General features: G+C 63.9%; 14 protein-coding genes. 10 read left to right on the forward strand and 4 right to left on the reverse strand.

The annotated features are described in order from the left end of the window. Positions 1-235 precede the first annotated feature (235 nt). Together EIP75_RS21815 and EIP75_RS21820 are read right to left on the reverse strand one after the other, a co-directional pair. The gene (locus EIP75_RS21815; protein WP_125245315.1) at positions 236-1,873 is read right to left on the reverse strand and encodes a DUF2130 domain-containing protein; all 1,638 of its coding nucleotides are present in this window, start codon (positions 1,871-1,873) and stop codon (positions 236-238) included. A gap of 260 nt (positions 1,874-2,133) precedes the next feature. Further along, entirely contained in the window at positions 2,134-2,775 is a 642-nt protein-coding gene (locus EIP75_RS21820) for a TetR/AcrR family transcriptional regulator (protein ID WP_125245316.1), read from the reverse strand. 153 nt (positions 2,776-2,928) lie between these two features. Here EIP75_RS21820 and EIP75_RS21825 point away from each other — a divergent pair, with 153 nt between their 5' ends. After that, entirely contained in the window at positions 2,929-3,822 is an 894-nt protein-coding gene (locus tag EIP75_RS21825) for an NAD(P)/FAD-dependent oxidoreductase (RefSeq protein WP_125245317.1), read from the forward strand. A 19-nt stretch (positions 3,823-3,841) separates the two neighbouring features. Here EIP75_RS21825 and EIP75_RS21830 read toward each other — a convergent pair whose 3' ends face one another. Next, the gene (locus EIP75_RS21830; RefSeq protein ID WP_125245318.1) at positions 3,842-4,384 is read right to left on the reverse strand and encodes a TetR/AcrR family transcriptional regulator; all 543 of its coding nucleotides are present in this window, start codon (positions 4,382-4,384) and stop codon (positions 3,842-3,844) included. A gap of 191 nt (positions 4,385-4,575) precedes the next feature. Here EIP75_RS21830 and EIP75_RS21835 point away from each other — a divergent pair, with 191 nt between their 5' ends. From EIP75_RS21835 to EIP75_RS21845, 3 genes are read left to right on the forward strand one after another with little or no spacing between them, the layout of a single operon-like run. Next, complete coding sequence (locus EIP75_RS21835) at positions 4,576-5,067, forward strand: hypothetical protein (RefSeq protein ID WP_125245319.1); 492 nt, start codon at positions 4,576-4,578, stop codon at positions 5,065-5,067. Next, entirely contained in the window at positions 5,064-5,855 is a 792-nt protein-coding gene (locus EIP75_RS21840; protein WP_125245320.1) for an SDR family NAD(P)-dependent oxidoreductase, read from the forward strand. Before EIP75_RS21835 ends, EIP75_RS21840 begins: the two co-directional genes overlap by 4 nt. A 9-nt stretch (positions 5,856-5,864) precedes the next feature. Then, on the forward strand, positions 5,865-6,914 hold the full coding sequence (locus tag EIP75_RS21845; protein WP_125245321.1) for a saccharopine dehydrogenase family protein: 1,050 nt from the start codon (positions 5,865-5,867) through the stop codon (positions 6,912-6,914). 68 nt (positions 6,915-6,982) lie between these two features. On the opposite strand, the gene EIP75_RS21850 is transcribed toward EIP75_RS21845, so the two are convergent. Further along, the gene (locus EIP75_RS21850; RefSeq protein ID WP_125245322.1) at positions 6,983-8,434 is read right to left on the reverse strand and encodes an efflux transporter outer membrane subunit; all 1,452 of its coding nucleotides are present in this window, start codon (positions 8,432-8,434) and stop codon (positions 6,983-6,985) included. Between the two features lie 91 nt (positions 8,435-8,525). Between EIP75_RS21850 and EIP75_RS21855 the strand changes: the two genes are divergently transcribed. From EIP75_RS21855 to EIP75_RS21880, 6 genes are all read left to right on the forward strand, one after another. Beyond that, positions 8,526-9,140: a TetR/AcrR family transcriptional regulator gene (locus EIP75_RS21855; protein ID WP_125245323.1), complete on the forward strand. Its 615-nt coding sequence runs from the start codon at positions 8,526-8,528 to the stop codon at positions 9,138-9,140. A 77-nt stretch (positions 9,141-9,217) separates the two neighbouring features. Next, positions 9,218-10,327, forward strand: coding sequence for an efflux RND transporter periplasmic adaptor subunit (locus EIP75_RS21860; RefSeq protein ID WP_125245324.1), 1,110 nt, complete (start codon positions 9,218-9,220; stop codon positions 10,325-10,327). Then, a complete protein-coding gene (locus tag EIP75_RS21865; RefSeq protein WP_125245325.1) occupies positions 10,324-13,401 on the forward strand; it encodes an efflux RND transporter permease subunit in 3,078 nt (1,025 codons plus the stop codon). Before EIP75_RS21860 ends, EIP75_RS21865 begins: the two co-directional genes overlap by 4 nt. A 1-nt stretch (position 13,402) precedes the next feature. After that, the gene (locus EIP75_RS21870; RefSeq protein WP_125245326.1) at positions 13,403-14,206 is read left to right on the forward strand and encodes an oxidoreductase; all 804 of its coding nucleotides are present in this window, start codon (positions 13,403-13,405) and stop codon (positions 14,204-14,206) included. 65 nt (positions 14,207-14,271) lie between these two features. After that, entirely contained in the window at positions 14,272-14,964 is a 693-nt protein-coding gene (locus tag EIP75_RS21875; protein ID WP_158622948.1) for a response regulator, read from the forward strand. Beyond that, positions 14,946-16,847 carry a sensor histidine kinase gene (locus EIP75_RS21880; protein WP_125245328.1) on the forward strand — a complete coding sequence of 634 codons (1,902 nt, stop codon included), beginning with the start codon at positions 14,946-14,948 and terminating at the stop codon, positions 16,845-16,847. The genes EIP75_RS21875 and EIP75_RS21880 overlap by 19 nt, the downstream gene beginning before the upstream one ends. Positions 16,848-16,921: the final 74 nt, after the last annotated feature.

Genomic DNA, 16,921 nt, shown 5'->3' on the forward strand with positions numbered 1-16,921 from the left:
GGATCCCAACCGTCGAGTCTTAGCGATGCTGGCTTGTCTATGACATCTATGCGGGTCGGGCCTCAATCCATTCAGCAGGTCCCGGGCTATCTACGACTTCACCGTCGATGGCCCACCCGGAACGCAGTCTCGCTTACCCGGTGGAGCTGTCTACGACTTTATTGGCAATGAACAGCTGAGTCATGGCCTGTGTCTGAGCGGCAGCAACTGAACTGTGCCAGCCCTTGACTCCCTGTCAATCTGACTCAGCGGGGCCTTCGGTCTTCAGCTCAGCAAACTTGGCAGCCATGGTGGGGTTGCCGCGTGTCAGCTTCTTGACAGTGAGATCTTCGGCCTTGTCGTTGGCCAGGCGCAGATTGTTGGCCGACTTGTAGAGCGCATCTTTGGTCTTCTCCAGGTCCTTTATCGCTTCGTCGATGCGCTTAACAGCTTCCTCGAAACCTTCGGAGGCAAGACGCCAGTTGCGGCCAAACGAGGTCTTGAAGTCTTCCAGCTGGGTCTCGAAGCGCGTGATGTCCACGTTCTGCGCTTTCACCAGGGCCAGCTCGGATTTGTAGTGAAGCGAGTTCATCGCCGCATTGCGCAGCAGCGTGGTCATGGGAATGAAGAACTGTGGTCGCACCACGTACATCTTCGGGTAGCGGTGCGAGACATCGACAATGCCGCTGTTGTAGAGCTCGTTCTCAGGCTCCAGTAAAGAGACCAGCACCGCGTATTCACAGCCTTTGTCCGTTCGGTCCTTGTCCAGTTCCTTGAAGAAGTCTTCGTTCTTTTTCTTGGTGGCCGTCTGGTCGTTCTCGTTTTTCATCTCGAACATGATCGAGACGATCTCGGTCCGTGCGTCGTCGCTCTCACGGAAGATGAAGTCGCCCTTGCTGCCGCTGCTGGCGTTGTTGTCCTTCTCGAAATAAGCGCGCGGAAAAGCGCTGGCGCGAATGCGGTTGAACTCGATTTCGCAGTGCTGCTCCAGTGTCTCGCCCACCATCTTGGTCGAGAGCTTGGCCTTCATGTCGCGCAGGCGCTCAATAGCTTCGTCGCGATCCTTGAGTTGGGTTTCGTACTTGTCCTTGAGCGATTTTTCGGCCAGTTCCTTTTCCAGCGCGGCGCGGTCCAGTTGGTTTTTGAACTTGTCCCGTTCTTGCTGAACCTTGCCCACGGCCTCGGTAATCGCCAATTGGTGGCTAACTGACGTGGCATCCAATTGAGATTTCAGGGTCTGCAACGCCAACTCTTTGCTGGCAGCGTTTTTTTGCAACTCGCTTTCCAGCCGGGCCTGGGCCAGTTCGGCCTGGGCTTTCTGTTCAAGCTGGGTCTGGCGCAGTTGCTGCGCCAGATCGTCGCGCTGCTTTTGCGCATCGCTGACGGCGTCGTTCACGGCCAACTGGCGCACCACGGCTTCGCCGTCCAACTGGGCTTTGAGCCTCTGGATTTCCGCATCTTTGGCCGCAGCGGTTTTCTCCAGTTCGGCCTGCAGCCGCGCGGCGGCCAGCAGTTCGGCGCTTTGCTGCTCCTGCTGAGCTTGGGTCAGCTGGTTGAGCAACCCATCACGCTCTTTTTCCAGCCCGCTCAGGGCCTGGGTCACGGCCAACTGGCTGGCCAGGGCCGTCGCCTCCAGCTGGTTTTTCAGGTCCTGGATTTCGGCATCCTTGTTCGCAGCACTGCTTGTCAATTCACCGGCCATCCTGGCTTGTTCCAGCGCGATGGCGTTGCGCTTCTCCTGCTCGGCCAGTTGCAGCCGCTCGTGCAACTTTTTTTCTAAATCTTCGCGCAGCTTGTCGAACTCGCTGTCGCGCACCTGCTTCTGAATATCAGCATAGCCAGCTTCATCGATCTTGAATGCTTTCTTGCAGTGAGGGCAAATGATTTCGTGCATGGAGTGTTTGGCACTGAAGACCGTATAGCGAATGAATCTGGGCTGGATGCGCGCACGACCCACTGAATCTCTTCGCAACCCTCCTCGGAAAACACACTTTCGAGTCGTCTGGATCGGGCGTGCGGGAGATGCTTACTCTACCTTTGGAATCGGTTGTCAGCCCTGCAGTAACTGAGCTGGCCACAGCGAGGCCTCGTCGGCGCGGTGCTTTTCGACAGGACAGTGGTCATTCAGCAAACGGTGCAGGGTTCAGTCACTGCCTAAGCGCCATAGGCCGCCATGAACACCCGCACAGCCTCGCGCAGAAGGGCCCTGTTTTCTGCGGACTCCGGCATCTCCAGCTTCAGCAGTCCGCGGATGTGGCCGGAGCCCATGAACATGGACAGGAACAGGTCTGCTGCCTGAAGCGGGTTCCGCACCTTCAGTGTGCCCGCTGAGTGAGCCCGGCGCAGGTAGGCAGCCAGCTCGCCGTTCACGCGCTCCGGGCCATCCTTGTAGAACGCACGGCAGATGTCCGGCTGCGCCCCCGCGACGCCGTAGACAGAGCGCAACGCGCCCAGTGCGTCGTCCCCGCGCGCAAGCGCGAGAAACCGGGCGCCGATCGCCAGCAGCGCTTGCTCCGGCTGGGCCGGGTCCAATGCCACGGCGCCAGGCACGCCAGCCACCACCGGCGCCGTCCTGTCGCGCACGACCGCCTGGAACAGGGCCTCCTTGGAGCCGAAGTTGTTGTACACGGTCATCTTGGACACACCGGCCTCCGCGGCGATGGCATCCACATTGGCACGCTCCAGGCCATGCTCGTTGAAGTGCCTTTGCGCTGCTTCCAGGATGCGCCTACCGCGCTCGGGATCGCGTGGCCGCCCGCGTTGGGGCTTTGGGGTCGGAGTCGTGGAAAAGGCCATAGCGAAAATTATTGGACTTGACAGTTCAATATATCTCAATAACATTAGTGGACTTGTTGGTACACTAAATTAGGCCAGCACGACAAGCCCTGCTGACGCAACAGACGATCAGCGACTGAACCCTCACTCCATCCACCACACGGAGCCATCACCATGGATGACGTCATCATCATCGGCGGCAGCTTTGCAGGCCTCGCCGCTGCCCTGCAGCTTGGCCGCGCCCGCCGCAAGGTCACCGTCCTCGATACCGGCCGGCCGCGCAATCGCTTCGCCGGCCACTCGCATGGCCTGCTTGGCCACGATCACAAGCCCCCGCTGGACATCCTGGCCGAGGCGCGGCAACAGCTGGCGCGCTATCCCACGATCAGGCTGGTCGTTGCCCGGGCCGACAGCATCTCGGGCAGCATCGACGATTTCTCCGTCCTCACTGACGATGGCGAAAGCCTTCAGGCGCGCCGCCTGATCCTGAGCTATGGCGTCACCGACCAGATGCCTGATGTCCCGGGCTTTGCCGAAAGCTGGGGCACGTCCATCGTGCCCTGTCCCTATTGCGATGGCTTCGAAGCCGCCGGCCAGCATTGGGGCCTCGTCTGGTCCGGCCCTCAGTCGCACAATCAGGCCAGACTGTTCCAACATTGGACCGACAAACTGACCGTCTTTGCCAATGGTCACGACATGCCTCCCGATGTCCAGGCCGATCTGGCGCGCCGCAACGTCGCTGTCGTCAATGGCCGGATCGTCGAGATCGCCCATCGCCAGGGCCATATCACCACCGTCAACCTCGATACGCATCGCAATATCGCGGTCGACGTCCTGTTCGCCCATCCGCGCAACAAGCCGTCCGCGAGCCTGCATGAATCACTTGGCCTCGATACGGTGGATACGCCTGCCGGCATTGTCCTCAAGGTAGACGAGCGTCGGCAAACCGGCGTGCCCGGCATCTACGCCGCTGGCGACCTCGCCACGCCCTTCTTGCCCTCGGTCACCCAGGCATCATCGCAGGGCGCGATGGCGGGCATCTTTGCCCAGCAATCGATGCTGGTCTGAAAGGGCGCATTCCCTGTGGCTAAAGCTGGTCGTTCCCCGCAAGCCATAGCACCACTTTGTCCATCTGCTGCGAAGTGTGCGGATGGGACAGCAGGCCTTCGACGACGTAGGTACCCACAGTGGCCATGACCGACGCTTTGGCGCGCGACATCCCTTTGGACACCATTCGATCGACCAGCATCTGATCCAGCATGGCGTGGAAGCGGTCGTGCCAAACGCGGATCGTGTCGGACCGGTCCATGCGCGCATGAACCGTGGACACCAGCCTGCTGGTGCGTTGGAACTCCACCAGCAACCACTTCAACTGGGTTGACAGCGGCTGGTCCTGCTTGGTGGCCAACTGGGCGATCGCCTGGTTGACGTGGCGGTCCAGAACGGCCACCAGCAGATCATCCTTGTTGGCGAAATACCAGTACAGCGTGTTGGGCGCCACACCCGCCGCCTTGGCCACGGCAGCCATGGACGTGGCCTCGTAGCCATCGACCAGGAACAGCCTGCAGGCCGCATCCTCGATCTGTCCACGTTTGACGTCGTGATCGACTTCTCTTTTGTTTCGGGCCATGGCTCAAGGTCTGTGTCGCGCCTTGAATGATATTCAACAAATGCTACACTCTTGTGTGTTGAATGTCATTCAAGATCATGGCGAGCACCCTTTTTTCTGCCCCAGCGTTGACTGAAGCGGCCCTTCAGGCCATGAGCTTCAAGGAGTTGATGGCCTTGTTTGCAACGCTGCCCGCGCCAGAGCTGAGCGAGATGGACGGCGAGTTCGCCGCGGCTTTGCTCGCCCAACCTGGCGCGTTGGCTCAGATCATCGGCAACCTGACGGTCAACAACCCGCTGATGCCGGGCCGCTGGCTTTGCAAGGCATTCAGGCCCGTGTTTGAGCATTCCGGGCGCGGCTACAACGCTTTCGCGCACCTGGGGCGCAAGGTTCAGCGCTATCCCATGCAAACGCTGATCGCGCCTTCACGCTACGACGCACGCCCGGCTTACACCCTGGTGTACGCAGCCTATCGGTCAATGTGTGGGGCCATCCACATGGTGGACGAGGTCAGGCGGGTGGCACCTGGCCTGTACCTGGGGATCGGCACATGGGGCTTCACCGCTCGGCAGCGGCAGGTGGCGTTGCCCTTTGTCCTGCGCGGCCCTGTCGCACCGTATGCCGGTGACATCGGCACCGCCAAGCGCGGATTCGATGTTCGCCAAGAGATCCCCGCACTCCAACACCAGACCAGGAAACCATGAGCACACCCCGCCGCAAAGCGCTGATCACGGGCGCATCCGCCGGCATCGGCGCCACGTTTGCCCGTCAACTGGCCGCGCAAGGCCACGATCTCTTACTGGTCGCCCGCCGCGGCGATCGGCTGCAGAGCCTGGCCGATGAGCTGTCCGGTCGCCACCAGGTGCAGTGTGAGGTCCTCTCTGTTGATCTGACGCGGGTGGATGCTTCGGCCACCGTGATGGCCCACCTGGACAAGCTGGGCTGGCACATCGACTTCCTTGTCAACAACGCCGGGCTGTCGGGGCACACCAAGTTTGCACAGACCCCTTGGTCGCAGGTGGGGGGCGAGATGCAGCTCATGATGACGGCGTTGACCGAGCTCACGCACCGCATCGCGCCAGGCATGATCGAGCGCCGTTGGGGGCGCATCATCAACGTGTCCTCGCTCGCGGCCTTGTCACCACCGGGTGAGAGCCTGCTTTACTCGGCGATCAAGTCGTACGTGCTGGTGTTGTCGCAGTCACTGGACATGGAGTTCAAGCCCCACGGGGTCCACGTGACAGCCTTGTGCCCGGGCTTCACGCACAGTGAATTCCACGATGTCATGGGCACGAGGAACATCGCCAACCACCTGCCAGGCATCCTGTGGCAGCAGCCCGATGCCGTGGTCAAGGAGGCCCTGGCCGCAGTGATGGCAGGCAAGCCGGTGTGCGTACCCGGTTGGGTCAACAAGCTGCTGGCCGCCATCATGCGGCCCACCCCGCTCTGGCTCGGTTATCGTCTGGGCAAGGCCTTCAACCCTTTCAAGTGACAGGCGACCATGACGTGGATGATTTACGGCGCCAACGGCTACACGGGTGAACTCATCGCCCGGGAGGCGGTGGCCCGGGGCATGCGACCCATCCTGGCCGGACGCAACCGCGTCAAGGTCGAGGCGCTGGCCCAGGCTCTGAAGCTGCAGAGCTGCGTCTTCGACCTGGATGACGCAGGCACTGTGGCGGCCCATCTTCGCGGCGTTCGGTTGGTGCTTTTGACCGCGGGGCCTTTTTCGGCGACAAGCCAGCCCATGGCGCAAGCTTGCATCAAGGCCGGCGCGCACTACCTCGACATCACGGGCGAAATCGATGTGTTCGAGCAGTTGCACCGTGCTGACCGTGCTGCGCGCGAGGCCGGCGTGGTGCTGTGCCCTGGCGTCGGCTTCGATGTCATCCCCACCGATTGTGTGGCGGCGGCACTCAAAGAGGCACTGCCCGATGCCACCGAACTGCGCCTGGGGTTCGACACCACCGTCAGCCTGTCGCCCGGCACGATGAAGACCACGCTGGAAAGCGCGCCTCAAGGCGGCCGCGTGCGACGCAACGGACACTTGCTGCAGGTGCCACTGGCCCATGAGACGCGGCGCATTGACTTTGGCCGGGGCGAACGCCTGGCGGTGGCCGTTCCATGGGGCGACGTGTCCACGGCATTCCACACCACCGGCATCCCCAACATCACGGTGTATGTACCCGCATCGCGGGCCTCGATCCTGGGCATGAAGCTGGGCAACTGGATGCGCCCCGTGATGAAGCTGGCTGTCGTGCAGCGTGCCCTGGCCGCTGTCGTGTCCATGGTGGTCAAGGGGCCTGACGAAGCCTCGCGTGCACGCATGCCTGCCTACGTCTGGGGCGAAGCCATCAACGCCCATGGCGTGCGCAGGACGGCCCGCGTGACCACAGCCAACGGCTACAGCCTGACGGTGCCAGGCGCGTTGGCTGTCACGCAGTTCTTGCTGGACAAGGGCGCCTCACCGGGCTTCACCACACCGTCGCGGTTGATGGGGCACGGCCTGCTGGCGACATTGCCCGGCGGCAATCCGATGGTGATGGCGTGATGCTGCCTATGGCCTGAACGGTCGGAGCCCCTCCGATCACGACAGGTTTCCTTCAGGCTTGGCAATGGTCAATTGCTCGCCAGCCGGGTGGCCTGCCAGCCACCGCCAAGCGCTCTGAACGCGGCCACGGCGGCACGCGCGGCTTCAACCTGGGCCTGGGCACGCGCATCGGAGGCCCTGAGCAGGTTGTCGTCGGCTTGCAGGACTTCGATCAGGCTGACCACGCCCTTCTGATACGCGGCGAACGAGGCGCCTCGCGCCCGGTCGAGGGACGCCACGCCCTTGGTCAGCACGGCGGCCTGCGCCTCGCGATTGACCAGTGTCGACAAGGCGTTTTCGACATCTTCCGTGGCGCGCAGTGTTGCAAGCCGGTAGGCGGCCAGCAGCTCGGCCTCCTGGCCTCTGGCCTGCTGGATCTGCGCGTCGATCCGGCCAAAATCGAACAGGCGCCAGCGAAGGCCCAGCATGCCGGCGGCCTGGCTTGCGCCGCTGCTGTACAGGTTGCCGCCGGAGACCACGGTCGCGCTGCCGATCAGGCCGCTCAGCGAGAGCTTGGGGTAGTACTCGGCCATGGCCACGCCGATGCGCGCGTTTGACGCGGCCAGCCGGCGCTCTGCCACCATCAGGTCGGGCCGACGCTTGAGCAGGTCGGCCGGTGAGCCGGTGCCCTCGATGGCCGGAGGCGAGGGGATGGCACCGGCATCGGCCAGTTCCACCCGATGCGTGCCAGGGGGCGAGCCGAGCATCACGTCCAGTGCGTTCATGGCCGTGTCCAGTGCCATGTCCAGGGCGGGGATGGCGGCCTCCACCTGCGCCAGGGCGCCTTCCGCCTGCCGGACCTGCAGTTCGGCAGCCAGTCCCTTGTCGTACAAGAGCTTGATGGTGGAGAGCAGATCCTGCTGCGCCTTGGCCTGCCGTCGGGTGATGTCCAGACGGCTTTGCAAACCGCGGATGACGATGTAGATGTCGGCCGTCTGGGCGGCCACGACCAGGCGGGTGGCGTCTGCACCGGCCTGAGATGCCTGGTAGTCGGCCAGTGCGGCTTGCCGTCCCCGGCGCAGGCCACCGAACACATCCACTTCCCAACTTGCGCCGAGATTGGTTTCGTAGCTGTTGCCGTACCGGTCGAATCCGGGTCTGCCGTTCAGGACCTGTCCCAAAGGCGTTTCGACCGACTGGTACGCCCTGGCGGCCTGCCCGGTGACATGGGCCGAGGGCTGCAGTGCGGCTTGGGTTGCGCCAAGTCCGGCGCGTGCCTGGGTGACCCGGGCGTAGGCCTGCGCCAGATCGAGGTTCTGCTCAAGGGCAAGGGTCACGAAGCGCGCCAGCTGAGGATCGCCGAAGCGGGTCCACCAGGTGGCGATGTCCCTGGTCGCTTCAGCGGGCATGTTCGACGCGGCCTGCGCCTGGTAGCGTGGCGGCAGGGGCATGTCGGGTTGGACGTAATCCGGACCGACAGCACACCCGGTGGCCAGGGTGCCGACCATGAGCGCAACGGGGAGGGCGTGTCTGGGCAACATGTCGGCATCCTTCAGTCGGTGGTGGTTTGTGACCATAATACCAAATGGTCACTGGTTTTCAAGCCACCTTGGCTTGGCGTAAGCTGTGCCCATGAAGACAAGCACCCCATCCACCACGACCCGTGGACCGGCCGAGCATGACCTGCGTGACCAGATCGTCGCTGCGGCCACCGAGCACTTCAGCCGGTATGGCTATGGGAAAACCACCGTGTCGGACCTGGCCAAGGCCGTCGGGTTTTCGAAAGCCTACATCTACAAGTTCTTCGAGTCGAAGCAGGCCATCGGCGAGATGATCTGCAGCAACTGCCTGTTCAGCATCGAATCGGAGATCCGCACGGCGGTGAACCGGGCCGGCACGCCCCCTGAAAAGCTGCGGGCCATGTTCAGGGCCATGACCGAGGCCGGTATGGCGCTGTTCTACGATGACCGCAATCTGTACGAGATCGCGGCGACATCCGCCACAGAGAAGTGGCCTTCGGTGCTGGTCTACGAGCAGAAAATCCTGCAACTGCTTCGGGACGTGGTGCAGGAAGGGCGACAAACGGGTGATTTCGAACGCAAGACGCCACTGGACGAGGTGGTCATGTCGATCTGCCTGGTGATGCACCCCTACCTCAATCCCCTGCTGCTGCAGCACAGCATGAACTACTCGGACCAGGCGCCCACCCACCTCTCCAACTTGGTGTTGCGCAGTCTTTCGCCATGATCATGCATTGTGACCATTGACTAATTTGGTCACTGTAAACATAATGAAAGCTCGATCCACTCATCGATGGGGCTTTCATGCGGCGGTGTTTCGCGAACTTCACGGCCTGGTGCGCACTGCCGTTGGCATTGACGGCCTGCGGCGACAAGCCTCCTGCCGATCCGCGCACCGAGGCGCCCCTGGTGCGGGCGGTTGTCGTGGCGGAGGCCGCCTCTGCCGAGCGCTCGTTCACGGGCACCGTGGCTGCGCGGGTCCAGAGCGACCTGGGGTTTCGCGTGTCCGGCAAAGTGCTGCAGCGGCTGGTGGATGCCGGGCAGGTGGTCAAACGTGGCCAGCCGCTCATGCGCATCGACGCGGCAGATCTGAAGTTGGCCGTGCTGGCGCAGGAAGGCGCGGTGGCGGCGGCCAAAGCACGGGCACTGCAGACCGCGGAGGATGAAGCACGCTACCGCGACCTGCGAGGCACCGGTGCGATCTCCACGTCGGCCTACGATCAGGCCAAGGCCGCGGCGGATGCGGCAAAGGCGCAGTACAGCGCGGCCCAGGCCCAGGCGGATGTCGCCAGCAATGCCAGCCACTACACGGAACTCTTGGCCGACGGCGACGGTGTCGTCATGGAGACGCTCGCGGAGCCGGGGCAGGTCGTCAACGCTGGCCAGCCCGTCGTGCGCCTGGCGCATGCCGGCCAGCGCGAAGCGGTGGTTCAACTGCCCGAGACGTTGCGCCCCGCGATCGGCTCATTCGCGCAGGCCACGCTTTTTGGCAAGGACGCTGGTGCTCGGGCCAGACTGAGGCAGATCTCGGGCGCCGCGGATCGGCTGACGCGGACCTTCGAAGCCAGGTATGTGCTGGAAGGTGAGCTGGCCAGCGCTGCGGTGGGCAGCACCGTCACCATCCGCATCGACAGCGGGCAAGCCTTGGTGAGCGGCGGCCTGCAGGTGCCGCTCACTGCCATCGCGGATGCCGGCAAGGGGCCGGGTGTATGGCTCATCACCGGGGCGCCGGCGAAGGTGTCGTGGCGCGCCGTCCAGCTCCAGCGTCTGGGAGACGACAGCGCACAGGTGACCGGGGAACTGAAGCCGGGCCAACAGATTGTCGCGCTGGGTGCCCACCTTCTGCGTGATGGCGAAGAGGTGCGTGTAGGCACGCGCACGGCCGCTGCCACGACGCCAGGAGCGCGTCCGTGAGCGAGGCCCGATTCAACCTGTCTGCGCTCGCCGTGCGCGAGCGGTCCATCACGCTGTTCCTGATCTTCCTGATCTCGGCTGCGGGCATTCTTGCTTTCCTGCAGCTGGGGCGCGCTGAAGACCCGCCATTCACGATCAAGCAGATGACGGTCGTCACAGTCTGGCCAGGGGCAACGGCACAGGAGATGCAGGATCAGGTGGCGGAGCCGCTGGAAAAGCGTCTGCAGGAGCTGCGGTGGTATGACCGCGCCGAAACCTACACCCGCCCTGGCCTGGCCTTCACCATGGTGTCGCTGCTCGACAGCACGCCTCCATCGCAAGTTCAGGAAGAGTTCTACCAGGCCCGCAAGAAGCTGGCCGACGAGGCCAGGAAGCTGCCTGGCGGTGTCATCGGGCCCATCGTCAACGACGAATATGCCGACGTGACCTTCGCGCTCTTTGCGCTCAAGGCCAAGGGCGAACCGCAGCGCCTGCTGGTGCGCGACGCGGAGGCGTTGCGCCAGCAGCTGCTGCATGTGCCCGGCGTGAAGAAGGTCAACATCATCGGGGAGCAGCCCGAACGCATCTTCGTGTCCTTCGCCCACGACCGCCTGGCCTCGCTGGGCATCGCACCTCAGGAGATCTTCGCCGCGCTCAACAGCCAGAATGTCCTGACGCCCGCCGGCTCCATCGAGACCAGGGGGCCGCAGGTCTTCATCCGCGTGGATGGTGCGTTCGACAAGCTGGAGAAGATCCGTCAGACCCCGATCGTGGCGCAAGGACGCACGCTGAAACTCGCGGACGTGGCGACGGTCGAGCGGGGCTATGAAGATCCGGCCACATTCCGCATCCGCAACAACGGTGAACCGGCCCTGCTGCTGGGCGTCGTGATGCGCGACGACTGGAACGGGCTTGATCTCGGCAAGGCCCTTGAAGCGGAGACCAGCAAGATCAACGCAGGCCTGCCATTGGGCATGACCCTGACGAAAGTGACCGACCAGGCCGTCAACATCCGCTCGGCGGTGGACGAGTTCATGGTCAAGTTCTTCGTGGCATTGCTCGTGGTGATGGTGGTCTGCTTCGTGAGCATGGGCTGGCGTGTCGGCATCGTCGTGGCGGCGGCAGTGCCGCTGACCTTGGCGGCCGTGTTCGTCATCATGGCGGCCACGGGCAAGAACTTCGACCGCATCACGCTCGGCTCGCTGATCCTGGCCCTGGGCCTGCTGGTGGACGACGCCATCATCGCCATCGAGATGATGGTCGTGAAGATGGAGGAAGGCTACGACCGTGTCGCGGCATCTGCCTACGCCTGGAGCCACACGGCGGCACCCATGCTGTCGGGCACGCTGGTCACGGCGGTCGGCTTCATGCCCAATGGGTTCGCGCGCTCCACGGCGGGCGAGTACACCGGCAACATGTTGTGGATCGTCGGCATCGCCCTGATCGCATCGTGGGTGGTGGCGGTGGCGTTCACGCCGTATCTGGGCGTGAAGATGCTGCCCGACATCCAGCGGGTCGAGGGTGGGCATCAGGCCATCTACAACACACGGCACTACAACCGCTTCCGGCGCGTGCTGGGCCGCGTCATCGCCCGCAAGTGGCTGGTCGCCGGCGCAGTCGTGGGGTTGTTCGTGCTCGCCATCGTCGGCATGGGGCTGGTGAAGAAACAGTTCTTCCCGACCTCCGACCGGCCGGAGGTCCTGGTCGAGATCCAGATGCCTTACGGCACCTCGATCGAGCAGACCAGCGCCGCGGCTGCGAAGGTCGAAGCCTGGTTGGCCAAGCAGAAGGAAGCCCGGATCGTGACCGCCTACATCGGCCAGGGCGCTCCGCGCTTCTTCCTGGCGATGTCGCCGGAGCTGCCCGATCCGTCCTTCGCCAAGATCGTGGTTCTCACGGGTGACGACAAGGAGCGCGAAGCGCTCAAGTTCAGGCTGCGCCAGGCCGCAGCAGATGGCCTGGCGCCCGAGGCGCGCATACGCGTCACCCAGATCGTGTTCGGCCCGCCTTCGCCGTTTCCGGTGGCCTACCGCGTCATGGGGCCGGACCCGGGCAAGCTGCGTGAAATCGCCGCACAGGTCGAGGCCATCATGCACGCCAGCCCGATGATGCGCACCGTCAACACGGATTGGGGAGCGCGTGTGCCCACGCTGCACTTCACGCTGGACCAGGATCGCACCCAGGCCCTGGGCCTGAGCACCCAATCGCTGGCCTTGCAACTGCAATTCCTGTTGAGCGGCGTGCCGCTCACCGAAGTGCGAGAGGACATCCGCTCAGTGCAGGTGGTCGGCCGCGCGGCTGGCGGCATCCGTCTCGACCCCGCGAAGATCGCCGACTTGACGCTGGTGGGCGCGGCGGGGCAACGCATTCCGCTGTCGCAGGTGGGCGCCGTCGATGTGCGCATGGAGGACCCCATCCTGAGGCGGCGCGACCGCACGCCGACGATCACGGTGCGCGGCGACATCGCGGAAGGACTGCAGCCGCCGGACGTGTCCACGGCCGTGCTCAAGCAACTGCAGCCTGTCATCGACACGATCCCTGCGGGCTACCGGATCGAGCAGGCTGGCTCCATCGAGGAATCCGCCAAGGCCACCACCGCGATGCTGCCCTTGTTCCCGATCATGATCGCGATGATGCTGCTCATCATCATCCTGCAGGTGCGCTCGATCTCGGCGATGGTGATGGTCTTCCTGACCAGCCCGCTGGGCCTGATCGGCGTGGTGCCGACCTTGATCATGTTCCAGCAGCCCTTCGGCATCAATGCGCTGGTCGGCCTGATCGCCTTGTCGGGCATCCTGATGCGCAACACCCTGATATTGATCGGGCAGATCCATCACAACGAACAGGCAGGGCTGGCGCCATTCGATGCGCTGGTCGAGGCCACGGTGCAGCGGGCACGGCCCGTGGTGTTGACCGCGCTGGCGGCGATCCTGGCCTTCATCCCCCTCACGCATTCGGTGTTCTGGGGAACGCTGGCCTACACGCTGATCGGGGGCACCCTGGCAGGCACTGTTCTGACCCTCGTGTTCTTGCCGGCCATGTACTCCATCTGGTTCAAGATCAGGCCTCAACACCCGCTCCCGGGAAGGATTTGACATGTATTCAGAAGTCGTCGTCATCACGGGCGTGTCCTCGGGCATCGGCCGCATCGCCGCAGAAGCCTTTGCAGCACGGGGATGCCGCGTTTACGGCACGGTGCGCAGCCTCGGCAGCACAACTCCCATACCGGGTGTCGAACTGACCGTCATGGATGTGCGCGACAACGCCTCTGTCCAGCGCTGCATCCAGTCCATCGTCGACCAGGCCGGGCGCATCGATGTGCTGGTGAACAACGCGGGCGTGAACATGCTTGGCGCGGTGGAGGAGACCACCTTGGACGAGGCCCAAGCTGTTTTCGATACCAACGTGTTCGGCGTGATCCGCGCAGCCCAGGCTGTGCTGCCGCACATGCGTGCCCAGCGCCACGGAAGGATCGTGAACGTCAGCTCCGTGCTGGGCTTTCTTCCGGCGCCCTACATGGGGCTGTATGCGGCGTCCAAGCATGCCCTTGAAGGCCTTTCCGAAAGCCTGGACCATGAGCTGAGGCAATTCGGCATCCGTGTCACCCTGGTCCAGCCATCTTTCACCAAGACGAATCTGGAGGCCCATTCGCTCAGGGCGGTGTCGCCCATTCCCGGTTACGACCTGGAGCGCGCGCTGGTCTCCAATGCCCTGGTCCGACAGCTCGACAGCGCGCCTGATCCTTCCACGGTGGCCAAAACCATCATCGCCGCGGCTCTGGGCACGTGGCGCATGCGGATCGCGCCCAGCGGGCAGGCTTCGCTGTTGCAAAAGCTGCGCCGCTTCATGCCTTCGAGCCCCGTCGATGCAAGCATCAGAAGGACATTCGGGTTGCCCTGAACCACTGCGCCGTCGCAACAACGATGACTGGACATACAGTGAGAAGGCCCGCGGCTCCTCGTCGCATGCGGATCGGACTGGTCGAGGATGACCTGTCCATTCGCCAGAAGTTCGCCAGGACGATAGGACAAACCGACCAGTTCGAGCTGTGGTTCGAGTCTGGTTCGGTCCAGGGCGCCTTGGAGTGGATGGCTGGCTGCTCCGCGGCGGACTGGCCGGAGATCTGGCTGGTGGACCTGGGCCTGCCCGATGGCAGCGGCCTGACGGTGATCCGCGAGGCCTTGGCCACCCATGCGCGCACACACGTGCTGGTCATCTCCATCTTCGCGGACGACGATGCCATCATCGGCGCGCTTCATGCGGGCGCGATGGGCTTCATACAGAAGGGGGACGGGGATGAAGCGCTGCTCGAACACCTCGGGAACGCCATGGAGGGCGGGGCGCCCATCTCGCCCAGGATCGCTGCACGCCTGCTGGCCTCGTTCAAACAGTCCGTGCCGCACGGTCAGGGAGCTGCCGGGTACCCGGATGACAGAACGGAGCAACACCCGCCCGCAGCCGACTTGACGTCGCGGGAGAGGGCCGTCCTGGATTGCCTGAGTCAAGGCTATGCGTACGAGGAGGGGGCCGAGCTGCTCCAGATGTCGCTCAACACGTTCCGGCACCACATCCGGGGCATCTACGGCAAGCTCGGTGTGCATTCCAGGATCGACGCGCTCGACGAGGCAAGGAAAAGGAGATGGCTGCACCGGTCATGAGCGTGGCGATGGCCAGGGCCATGGCGCTTCTGGCGATCCTGGCCGGGCTGAGCGTCGTGCTCGGCGGCGTGATGCTTCCATTGACATGGCAGCCCGCAGCACGGGGCATCACGTGGATCCGTGCTGCCGACGTGACGCCCGGGGCCTGGGGGCCGGGCCGCGCCATGGATAGACGGGTGGCATCTCCAGCGCGCCTGCCCGATCCGTGGCGGATGTCGGGCCGCAGTGACACATGGACGTATCACATCGTTCTGCCGGACCAGGCAGGTGCAGATGCCCACAGCGATTCTTCACTCGCCACGACCCAGGGGCTCTGGATACCACGGGCCAGCACGTTGGTGGCCATCTGGCTGGACGACCAGCTCATTGCAGGCATGGGCAGCGCCCACACCATCGCCGACAAGCCGTGGCTGCTCAGCCTGCCGCACACGCCCGAGCGTGCAAGGCCACGCCATGTCCACATCGTCGTCGCCGGACAGGGCGGCCGCGCCAGTGGACTGTCATCCATTGCCTACGGATCATTGACCGAGCTCGAATCTCGTCACGAGGCGAGAGAAGCCCTGCTGATGGGCGGTGGCCTGTCGGTCTTCACGGCCACCTTGATCATGAGCCTGGGATCGGGGTGGGTCGCTTATCACCTCCGATCCAGGGCCGTCGGACTGTTCTCGTGCATCACCTTGCTCATGAGCCTTCGCGAAGCCTTGGTCTTCTGGGGAGCAGGGTGGTTTCCTGCGCAGGCCGGCGAGAGCATGGTCTACGCCAGTGCCGGGGCCGCCTTCCTGGTGTCGGGATTCTTGCTGTTGCGATACATCGATCGCCGGGCACCGCTGTGGCAAACGGGTTCCAAAGTCCTGCTGCTGGTGGTGCTGCCGGCCGTGGCCGCTTCGTTCCTGGAGGTGCCGGGGGGGCAAGAGGCCATGTGGCTCTGGTACTGCATGTCGCATGTGCTGGGCCTTTGGCCGACGGCCATCGTGGCCTGGGAGGTTCTGAAATCACCCTCTGCGAAACGCACGCTGATCCTGTTGTCGGCCGTGGGCGTGAGCGCTTGCACGCTTCTGGACGATTGGCACGCTTTCATCTCCAGCGCTCCTTCCAGCTATGAGTTCCTTCGGCTGGCCCCCGTCGCTTCCGTCAGCGCCTTGCTGTCCGTGGTGGTGACCACCTACATCCGCGTGTCCGGGGCCCTGGTGGCCGAGGAACGCTTCAAGGTGGATTTGCAGGTGGAGGTTGATCGACAGCGCCTGGAACTCGAGCGCCTGCACGCAGCAGTGCAGGAGAAGGCCAAGACGGAAGCCGCCTTCAGGGAGAGATCCCGCATTGCGCGGGATCTCCACGATGGCCTGGGCTCGCAACTGGTCCACATCCTGTCGGATGTGGAGGCCGACGACGTCGGGAAGGCCGACCTGGTCGCCGAACTCAAGGATCTCCTTGATCAGTTGAGGCTGACGATGGATGCGCTCGACCCTGTGGCGAAGGACGTGATCGACCTTCTGGCGCAGATCAGGTATCGGCTCAGGGATCGGTGGCAACGCGCGGGCATCACGCTCACCTGGGCTGTGACGCCCCTCGCATCGGACAGGCGATTCACGCCCGAAGACCTCGCAAGCCTGCAGCGGATGCTCTACGAAATCTTCGCGAACATCGTCAAGCATGCCAAGGCCACCCACGTGACCGTCCGAACCTTCTCGGATGCAGCGCATGACGTCTGCGGAATAGCCATCAGTGATGACGGCATCGGGTTTGCTCCAGCCGCCGAGCACGCGGGGCGGGGCATGCACAACATCGCTTCCAGAGCAAGGGACATGGGTCTGTCGATGCAGGTCGACTCGGGACATGGCCGTGGTGCCAGGCTGAGCCTGAGCTGGCCTCTGCGGCAGTTGTGAGGCCTTGAGCGGCCATGCGCGCATCGCATGCATGCGATCGAGATCGACCCGATGCGCAAGGTGCACGCCGTCGG

The sequence above is a fragment of the Aquabacterium soli genome (genome assembly GCF_003933735.1).
Lineage (GTDB): Bacteria > Pseudomonadota > Gammaproteobacteria > Burkholderiales > Burkholderiaceae_C > Aquabacterium > Aquabacterium soli.